Genomic DNA, 8561 nt, shown 5'->3' with positions numbered 1-8561 from the left:
GATGCACATCGTGACCGCTACGCGCTTGGCACCGCGGCGCTTGCCTTCGATCAAGGCATGGCCGGTCAGGCGCTGGCCCGATACGCCGTAGGGGTGGCCCAGGGCGATGGCGCCGCCGCCGTTGACATTGAGCCGGTCGGCCGGAATGCCCAGCTTGTCGCGGCAGTACAGCACCTGCACCGCGAAAGCCTCGTTCAGCTCCCACAGGTCGATGTCGGACACCTTCAGGCCCAGGCGATCCAGCACCTTCGGCACGGCGAACACCGGGCCGATGCCCATCTCGTCGGGCTCGCAGCCGGCGACGGCGAAGCCGAGGAAGCGGCCCAGCGGTTTCAGCCCATGGCGCTCGGCGTACTCCTCCGACACCACCACGCAGGCACCGGCGCCGTCCGAGAACTGGCTGGCATTGCCGGCGGAGATCACGCCGCCCGGGATCGCCGGGCGGATGCCGCCGATGCCCTCCTTGGTGGTGCCTTCGCGGGTGCCTTCGTCCTTCGAGGCGGTGACTTCCCTGGTGCGCAGGCCCATCACCGGGTCGGCCACGCCGGCCGTCACGGTGATCGGGGCGATCTCGTCGTCGAAGCGGCCCTCGGCCTGGGCGGCGCAGGCCTTCTGCTGGCTGGCGGCACCGTATTCGTCCATCGCGTCGCGTCCGATGTCGTAGCGCTTGGCGACCTGCTCTGCAGTCTCCAGCATGCTCCAGTAGATCTCGGGCTTCCGCCCGACCAGATCGGGATCGCGCATCATGTGGGTGTTGGCCTCCTGCTGCACGCAGGAGATGCTTTCCACGCCGCCAGCAACATACACCTCGCCGTCCCCGGCGACGATGCGCTGGGCGGCGGTGGCGATGGTCTGCAGGCCCGACGAGCAGAAACGGTTGACGGTGACGCCCGAGGTGGTGACCGGGCAGCCGCCCATCAGCGCGATCTGGCGGGCGATGTTCGCGCCGGTGGCGCCCTCGGGCGTGGCGCAGCCCATGATCACGTCCTCGACGTGAGCCGCGTCGATGCCGGCGCGCGCGATCGCATGACGGACCGCATGGCCGCCCAGGGTGGCCCCGTGGGTCATGTTGAAAGCGCCCTTCCAGCTTTTGGCGAGCGGGGTGCGGGCGGTGGAGACGATGACGGCTTTGCTCATGTATGGATGCCTCGAGTGATCTTTAGGTGAAGCTCTTGCCTTCGGCGACGAGCCGGGCGAGCAGCGGCGCGGGCCGCCAGAAATCGGCATCGTCCTGCGGATTGCGCGCGAAGCGCTGCATGCTCCGCACCACGTTGAAGAGGCCTACCTGGTCGGCATAGTGCATCGGGCCGCCGCGCCGGACCGGGAATCCGTAGCCGGTGAGGTAGACCATGTCGATGTCGCTCGCCTTCGACGCGACGCCGTCCTCCAGGATGTGCGCACCTTCGTTGACCAGGGCGTAGACCAGGCGCTGGACGATCTCCTCGTCGCTGATCTTGCGCGGGGCGATGCCGAGATCCTTGCGGTGCTGCTCGACCATGTCGGTCACCACTTTCGACGGGATCGCGTCTCGCTTGCCCGGCAGGTAGTCGTACCAGCCGGCACCGGTCTTCTGGCCGTAGCGGCCCAGCTCGCAGAGCAGGTCGGCGGTCTTGCTGTACTTGAGGCCCGGCTTCTCCACGTAGCGGCGCTTGCGGATCGCCCAGCCGATGTCGTTGCCGGCCAGGTCGCCCATGCGGAACGGGCCCATCGCGAAGCCGAACTTCTCGACCGCCTTGTCGACCTGCAGCGGCGTGGCGCCCTCTTCCAGCAGGAAACCCGCCTGGCGGCTGTACTGTTCGATCATGCGGTTGCCGATGAAGCCGTCGCACACACCCGAGACCACGGCCGTTTTCTTGATCTTCTTGGCGATGGCCATCACCGTGGCCAGGACGTCCCGGGCGGTTTCCTTGCCGCGCACCACTTCCAGCAGTTTCATCACGTTGGCCGGGCTGAAGAAATGCATGCCCACTACGTCCTGCGGACGCTGGGTGAAGGCGGCGATCCTTTCGACGTCGAGCGTCGAGGTGTTGGAAGCCAGGATCGCGCCGGGCTTGGCCACGGCATTGAGCTGCTTGAAGACGGCTTCCTTCACACCCAGCTCTTCGAACACCGCTTCGATGACCAGGTCGGCGTTCTTGAGGTCGTCGTACTGCAGGGTGGTGGTGAGCAGCGCCATCCGCTGCTCGTATTTGTCCTGCGTCAGCTTGCCCTTCCTGACCTGGGCTTCGTAGTTCTTCCGGATCGTGGCGACGCCGCGGTCGAGCGCATCCTGCCGGGTCTCGAGCATCGTGACCGGGAAGCCGGCGTTCAGGAAGTTCATCGCGATGCCGCCGCCCATGGTGCCGGCGCCGATCACGCCGACGGCCTTGACCTCGCGCCTGGCCATGTCCTCGGGAACATCTGGAATCTTCGACGCCGCGCGTTCCGACACGAAGATGTGGCGCAGCGCCTTGCATTCGGGCGTGAACATCAGGTTGGTGAAGATTTCCCGCTCGAAGACCATGCCCGCGTCGAACTTCTGCTTGGTGGCGGCTTCGACCGCGTCCACGCACTTGAGCGGCGCCGGGAAGTTCTTGGTCAGCCCCTTGACCATGTTGCGCGCGAACTGGAAGTACGCCTCGCCCTGCGGATGCCCGCAGGACAGGTTGCGCACCAGCGGCAGCGGGCTGCCGTCGGCATGCCGGGTGGCCACTTCGCGGGCGAAGGCGGCCGCTTCCTGCGGCAGGCTCTCGGCCGATGCGGCCAGCCGGTCGAACAGCTTCTGGCCCGGCAGGCCGTTGAGCAACTCGCTCTTGACCGGCTCGCCCGAGACGATCATGTTGAGTGCCGTCTCCACGCCTAGCACCCGGGGCAGGCGCTGGGTGCCGCCGGCGCCGGGGATCAGGCCCAGCTTCACCTCGGGCAGTGCGACCAGCGTGCCGGGTGCGGCGATGCGGTAGTGGCAGCCCAGGGCCAGTTCCAGGCCGCCGCCCATCGCCACCCAATGCAGTGCCGCGACGACCGGCTTGCGGGTGTTCTCCACCGCCAGGATCATGCTGAGCAGGTTGGGCTCCTGCACTGCCTTCGGGGAGTCGAATTCCTTGATGTCGGCACCGCCCGAGAAGGCGTTGCCGGCCCCGGTCAACACGATGGCCTCGACAGCGTCGTCGGCTTCGGCGCGGGCCAGCGCATCGGTGATGGCCTGGCGGGTCGACAGGCCGAGCCCGTTGACCGGCGGGTTGCTCAGGGTGATCACGGCAACGCCGCCGTCCAATCGGTATTCAGCCGTCATGCGCTTCTTCCTGGGTGATAAATTACAATGCTCCGGGCCCGAAGGCCAGGAGCGAACGATCGTGCTTTTTTATTCTACGGGCCTGTCCGCGGCCCGGCCACCTGCGATGTCCCACAAAGGACATCCGCGAGGTGCGGAGGCGCTGCCGCACCGCGTCGACGCGCATCGCCATCGTGCAGCAGGCAAGCGGGGAAGGAATCGGACGCACGCCTGTGTCCCGAGGCTGTGGGGACTCGGCTCGGCCCGCTTACAAAGCTTGGCCGGCCGGCCCCACAGCGAATGCCCGCGACTCGTCCGTTAAATATCGTTCAGACTGCCGATCACGCGTGTCGGCACACCATCCACCTCGATCTGCTGCCCCACGTCACTGCGCTGCGGGTTGATGATCACGCCTTCGAGCCGACGGCCTTGCCCCGCCAGTCCCGTCAGCTGCTGGACGTCGGAAGTCTGGTCTCCATAAGAGGTGATGGGCACGTCGGGTTGCACGGACAGGTGAGCCAAGGCGTCCAACAGCCTCGCGACGTCCGGCTTCTTTGCAAAACGCCCCACCGCCGTCGTGTTCGGATGTGCGTAGTCGGCGACTTCGTCGAGCACCTCGCGCAGCGCACTCAGGTCGCCGCAGCGCAGGTTTTGCGTCAGCCGCCGCTGCAAGTCTTCCGGCATCTGTGCAGGTTGTGCGTCGGACCTGTCGCGCGTCACCACCGGGATGCCGGACACCACGTCGAAATAATGGGCCATGCCCAGGTGGTTGACCTCGTCCTCGAGTTCGCCATGGCCACGATTGCTGATGAGGACGACACGCGATTCGGGGGTCCGGCACTTCTCGAGGAACTCGCGCGCGCCCGGCATCAGCGAAAACTGCACGTCGGGAAACGGCAGGTCGCCGCGCTTGTCCTCAGGCTTCGACCGCATCAATGCCCTATATTGGCGGTTGAACTCTGCATAGACCGCATTGACCACGGTGCCTTCCTTGTCCGGCGGTAGGCCCATGGCGTTTACGAAGTCCTCCACGACGTGGCGTTTGAAGATGCCGGGATTGGCCATCAGATGATGCGTAAAGTCTTCCTGGCTTCGCATCAACAGGGGATCGCCCTCACCCGCCGGAATACCGCTTTCCGCCCGGTTGCGCATACGCTCCAGCACTTCGCCAATTTCCGGGAGGGTTTTCGCATGCTCTTTTGCGGCGACGGCCAGGGCGTTGTGCATGAGCTGGTAGTTCAGGCCTTTTTCGTCGCGCAGACAGTCGTCCCAATCCAGCACTATCACCTGTTTGACCTCAGAGCCCTGGACCGATTTGCGGCTGCTTTTGCTGACTTGGTCCAGTTCATCGACGACCTCCTGTGGAGTCTTTGGATGTTGTTTCAGGATGGGTGTCAGGGAATCGTGCTCGCCTTCCAGAACCCTTGCATTTCCGATGAAGGACCGCGCCGATGCGGTACCGGCGTTCTCCTGGCGCTGCGCCAATCTTTCCATCCGCCCGTCGGCGTCAGGAGCATCCGGATCGATGCCGACGTTGTGAAAGTGCGCGTGCCTGAAGAACCGCGCCTGCATTTTTTCGAACTTCTCCACGGCTTGCGTATCGGTTGGGTCGATGGCGTACGCAATCAGGATCATCGCCTCGCTGTTCGTCAGCCTGTCGCGCGGCATGCCGAGTTCGGCCAACCGACTAGCGACCAGATTCTCCGGGTCCCACGCCGCCAAGGTCTGGTCCAGGAAGGCGGCGACTTCGGGGGCCATGGCCAATTGCGGCGATAGCGGATGGGAACTCAACGTAGCGATGGCCAGCACGTCCGCACCGGCACCCTGCGCCGCGGCGTTCATCGCCAGCATTGAACCTCCCGCCTGGATATGGTCGTCGGAGATGATGACCTTGTCGCCGGGCTGCAGTTCCGAGGTCGTGAAGAACGGCTGTTGGACTAGGCGGCCGATCGGGGTGGCTTCGGTGCGGGAGGTACGCGACAAGCCGACCAGACACTTGTTGTCGCTGAACTTGAGGGCGGGACGGCCTTCGCGCTTGGCCGCCTGGGCCTCCAGGGCATTGAGGGTGCTGGCCAATTCCGCCTGCTGACAGAATGTGAAGAAGTTCAGAGTGTTGTCCGCCACATAGTAGTCCCGCGCAGGACGGACCAGATGCACCACCTGGCCCTCGGGACGCCCTATAGCATTGACCACATGATCGTGCAGCCGGGCGATATAGGCGCCGCGCGACTGGTCGATGGTTGCGGTCGCGGCAAAGCCGCGGATAGCCCGGGTCCCGCTTTTCTGCGTGCTGAGCAACGGACTGGTCTTGAGCTTGCCGATCTTGCTGTTGCCACCCTCGATGGGTTCGTCGGTGAACAGGTCGCGTCCGCGCTTGCCGGCGTGTCGTACCGCGTAGTAGTCCTGCTTGTCCTGCGGCATCTCCCTCACCATCGACAAGCTGGGTTGCTCGGTGGCGTACTCGCCGAAGAAAAACGGAGCGTCGGTGTCGATGCGCTGGTGGTAGGCCTGGGAATCCATGAAGGTAGCCGATCCCAGCTGCTGGTCGGACAGTCGGAAGTTGCCGCGGTCCGACGGGGAAGCCCGGTGCTGCTGGATCATGGAGTCCAGGGCGGACTTCGCATCGGCGGAGCGGGGTGGCGGGCGATCGTGAACACACCCCGGCGCGGGCCGGAGTTGATCATGCCAGGCGTTTAGTACCTGGGCTGAAACGGCACTGTTGCGTCCGACAGCGAGAGGCGATTGCGCAAGCTCGGTAGCGGCCACGGTGTCCAGCGCAACGGGATGGTTATCTAAGGAAGTTAAAGCGTCCATATATTAAAAATTGGATGGTTACATATCAAATGATGTATGCCCCGAAGGCGATAGTCTGCGTGCCATGACTCGCCGGCGCGGCCTCCGGGCATCTTCGAGACGGAGACTTCTCTCCTGGATGGATTTTGAATAGGCAGGTAGCGGCAGAAATCCTCCATGAATACCGGCTGGCAATGGGTTGCACCGGCTTTTTACAGGCCCGCTGGATGCTGTTGCGTTGCGGGGGCTTCACCCGGATGATAAAAATCCATATGCATATGTATGTCGAATTAGCGAAGATGTGACATGACAAACGAAGCATGTCTGATACCGCGAAAGATGATGTGCGACCGCTGTAGCGCTGGCTTGTGGCCCGAATCGCGCCGAACCATCGCCAATTGTTCGCTTCGCCTACCGGGGAGCGGGTGTTGCGATAGACCTTTGCCGGGCGGGGTGCATACGCCCGGGAGCCGGGCGCAGAAGACGCCGATAGCGAAAAGGGGCCCCGGCGAGGACGGTTTTGCCGGAGTCGCCGCCGCATGGCAGGTCTATGGGGTCAGAGGTCCCTGAAAAGAGACCGCTTCGGTGGCTTCTCAGCCGAAGTCGCATTGATTCTCAAGGCGATGGGCTGGGCAATGATATGGGCCGATCATTTTTTGAAGGCCAGATCAAATACCGGATTTCAAAACTTGCGCTCACCCGCCTGCGGGATCCATGCGGATACGCCAAGGTGCAGGATACGGTCTAGGAAACCGGCAGGCGGTAGTCGGCCAGTTGCTCGCGCAGACGAGTCTTGAGCATCTTGCCGGTCGCCCCGATCGGAATCGCACCGACGAAGACCACGTCGTCGGGCACCTGCCAGCTGGCGGTCTTGCCTTCGTAGAACTGCAGCAGTTCCTCGCGCGTGACCACCGCGCCCGGCCGCAGCACCACCGCCACGATCGGCCGCTCGTCCCATTTCGGATGCGGCATGCCGACGCAGGCGGCCATCGCGACCGAGGGGTGCGACATCGCGATGTTCTCGATGTCGATCGAGCTGATCCACTCGCCGCCCGACTTGATCACGTCTTTGCTGCGGTCGGTGATCTGCATGTAGCCGTCGGGGTCGATCGTGGCCACGTCGCCGGTGGGAAACCAGCCCCGGCCTTGCGCATCGGCGACCAGCGGGCTGGCGTGGTCCCCGTAGTAGGAGCCGACCGTCCAGGGCCCGCGCACGTAGAGGTCGCCGTAGGTCCGGCCGTCCCAGGGCTGCTCGTGTCCGTCGCCGTCGACGATCTTCATGTCGACGCCGAAGATCGCGCGGCCCTGCTTCATCCGGATCTTCGTCTGCTCCTCGGCGGGCAGCGCCAGGTGCTTGTTCTTCAGGGTGCAGAGGGTGCCGAGCGGCGACATCTCGGTCATGCCCCAGGCGTGCAGCACCTCCACGCCGTAGTCGTCCTGGAAGGCGGTGATCATGGCCGGCGGGCAGGCCGAGCCGCCGATCACCGTGCGCTTGAGCGTCGAGAAACGCAGGCCCTGCGGCTTCATGTGGCCGAGCAGCATCTGCCAGACCGTCGGCACGCCGGCGGCGAAGGTCACCCGCTCGGACTCGATCAGCTCGTAGACCGATTTGCCGTCCATCGCCGCGCCCGGGAACACCAGCTTGCATCCGGTGAGCGGGGCCGAGTACGGGATGCCCCAGGCGTTGACGTGGAACATCGGCACCACCGGCAGCACCGCATCGCGGGCCGAGAGCGCCATCACGTCGGGCAGCGCCGAGCCGTAGGCATGCAGCACGCTGGAGCGGTGGCTGTACAGGACGGCCTTCGGGTTCCCGGTGGTGCCGCTGGTGTAGCAGACGCTGGAGGCGGTGTTCTCGTCGAAGGCCGGCCAGTCGTAGGTGGCCGGCTGGGCACCGATCCAGGCCTCGTAGCTCTCCAGGCCCGGGATGCCGCTGTCCTGCGGCAGCCGGGCGGCATCGCACAGCGCGATCCACTTCCTGACGGTGTTGCACCCGGCATGCGCCGCCTGCACGATCGGCAGGAAGCACAGGTCGAAGCACAGGATCTGGTCTTCCGCATGGCCGGCGATCCAGGCGATCTGGTCGGGGTGCAGCCGCGGGTTGATGGTGTGCAGCACCCGCTCGGAACCGCTCACGCCGTAGTAAAGCTCCAGGTGCCGGTAGCCGTTGACGGCCAGCGTAGCCACCCGTGCCGATGCCGGCAGGCCTTCCGCGTCGAGGGCCCGCGCCACCTGGCGTGCGCGCAGGGCCAGGTCGCGGTAGGTGTAGCGGTGCAGGTCGCCCTCCACCCGGCGCGAAACGATCTCGCCGTCGCCGTGGTGGCGTTCGGCGAACTCGATCAGCGACGAGATGAGCAGGGGTTGGCTTTGCATGAGGCCCAGCATGGGACGGTCCTTTCGGCTGAATGGCGTTGGTGGTGGATGGCGGACGCAACGGGGAGCCAGTATTGCGCAGCGCAAAATGGGCCCCTTTACGGGATTGCCCTCATGCGGACGCGTGATGCATGCGTGCGGGACA

At 65.0% G+C, this 8561-nt stretch carries 4 protein-coding genes; all 4 read right to left on the bottom strand.

What is annotated here, in order from left to right; translation table 11 throughout:
- A partial coding sequence (locus DFQ15_RS05570) for an acetyl-CoA C-acyltransferase (protein WP_110465020.1) occupies window positions 1-1137 on the bottom strand: 1137 nt, incomplete at its 3' end.
- Between the two features lie 22 nt (window positions 1138-1159).
- Window positions 1160-3271, bottom strand: a complete 2112-nt coding sequence (locus DFQ15_RS05565) for a 3-hydroxyacyl-CoA dehydrogenase NAD-binding domain-containing protein (protein WP_110465019.1) — start codon at window positions 3269-3271, stop codon at window positions 1160-1162.
- A gap of 297 nt (window positions 3272-3568) precedes the next feature.
- Window positions 3569-6064 carry a XopC/Rsp1239 family type III secretion system effector gene (gene xopC / locus DFQ15_RS17705; RefSeq protein ID WP_310593113.1) on the bottom strand — a complete coding sequence of 832 codons (2496 nt, stop codon included), beginning with the start codon at window positions 6062-6064 and terminating at the stop codon, window positions 3569-3571.
- A 723-nt stretch (window positions 6065-6787) separates the two neighbouring features.
- Window positions 6788-8428, bottom strand: coding sequence for a 3-(methylthio)propionyl-CoA ligase (locus DFQ15_RS05550; protein WP_110465018.1), 1641 nt, complete (start codon window positions 8426-8428; stop codon window positions 6788-6790).
- Window positions 8429-8561: the final 133 nt, after the last annotated feature.

This window comes from Xylophilus ampelinus (genome assembly GCF_003217575.1).
GTDB lineage: Bacteria > Pseudomonadota > Gammaproteobacteria > Burkholderiales > Burkholderiaceae_C > Xylophilus > Xylophilus ampelinus.
Note: the sequence above shows the minus strand (reverse complement) of the source record. Positions and strands in the feature narration are given on the sequence as shown.